Genomic DNA, 1,357 nt, shown 5'->3' with positions numbered 1-1,357 from the left:
CGACTTGACTCACGTAAAAGGTCCGGGAACGTCGGCGCGTGCCTCACTTGAGGATGTCCGCGTAGTTCCCTGGCACTTATGGACGAGGAGCTGTCGATGGCGTCGCGCCGTGAGATCACGAAGAAGTTCGCCCGCGAGTACTCGAAAGCGGGCAAGGTCGAGAAGGGCCGGCTGCTGGACGAGCTGGTGCACGCGACCGGGTGGACTCGCGATCATGCCCGCCGGGCGATCCGGGCCGCGAACGCACGGAAAGGCGCGGCACGGGACCAGCAGCGCAAGCCGCGACCGCGGAAGTACTCCTACGACGCGCTCGTGGTGCTGCAGGAGGTCTGGCGGCTGTCGGGGCAACCGTCGGGGAAGTACCTCGCGGTGGTCATGGACGACACCCTGGAACGGCTGGTCCGGTTCGAGGAGCTCGGCAAGGTGCTGCCTCGAGTGAGCGACGCGGTGCTCGATGAGCTGCGCTCGATGAGCGCGGCGACGATCGACCGGTATCTGAAGCCGCACAAGGACGCCGCCTACCCGGTCGCGGTCTCGGGCACGAAGCCGGCGCACATCCTGCGCTCGTCGATCCCGACCCGCACCAGCATGGACGCACCGATCACCGTCCCGGGGTTCCTGGAGCTGGACACCGTCGCGCACTGCGGGCACTCCCTCAAGGGCGAGTTTCTGCGCACCCTGACGGCAACGGACCCGGTCGCCGGGTGGACGATGCTGCGCACCATCCGCAACAACGCCTACGTGCACGTGCATGGCGCCCTGGAATGGATGCTCAAGCAGGCGCCGGTGCCCGTGGCCGGGATGGACTTCGACAACGGATCCGAGTTCATGAACTGGGGCGTGATCGCCTGGTGCGACAAACGCGAGATCCCCGTCACAAGGGGCCGTCCTTACAAGCACAACGACAACGCGCACGTCGAGCAGCGCAACGGCGACTGGGTCCGCAAACACGCGTTCCGCTACCGCTACAAGACCGAAGCGGAGATGGCGTTGCTGAACGAGCTCTGGGACCTCGTGATGGCCCGCAAGAACCACCTGCTGCCCTGCGTGAAAGCCGTCGACTGGACCCACACCGCCTCAGGTCGCAAGAAGCGCGTCTACGACAAGCCCCGCACGCCCTACCAGCGACTCCTCGACGCCGGCGTCCTGAACGCGAAGACCGCCACCCACCTGGCCCGCGAACACGAGAGGCTGAACCCGGCGAGGATCACCCGGAGAATCAACCAGATCCAGCAGCAACTCATCGACCTCGCCGCCGCACGCACCCAAGGCACCCGCCCCGCAGCATGACCTACGCGGACATTTCACGTGAGGCACGCGCGAACATCATCCGGACATCTTGACGTGAGGCAAGACG

General features: G+C 66.2%; 1 protein-coding gene. It reads left to right on the top strand.

What is annotated here, in order from left to right:
* Positions 1-96 precede the first annotated feature (96 nt).
* A complete protein-coding gene (locus WDU99_RS17215) occupies positions 97-1,290 on the top strand; it encodes an integrase (protein WP_337333696.1) in 1,194 nt (397 codons plus the stop codon).
* Positions 1,291-1,357: the final 67 nt, after the last annotated feature.

This window comes from Microbacterium bandirmense (assembly GCF_037204185.1).
GTDB classification, from domain to species: Bacteria; Actinomycetota; Actinomycetes; order Actinomycetales; family Microbacteriaceae; genus Microbacterium; species Microbacterium bandirmense.
This window is presented reverse-complemented; position numbering and strand designations above follow the sequence as displayed.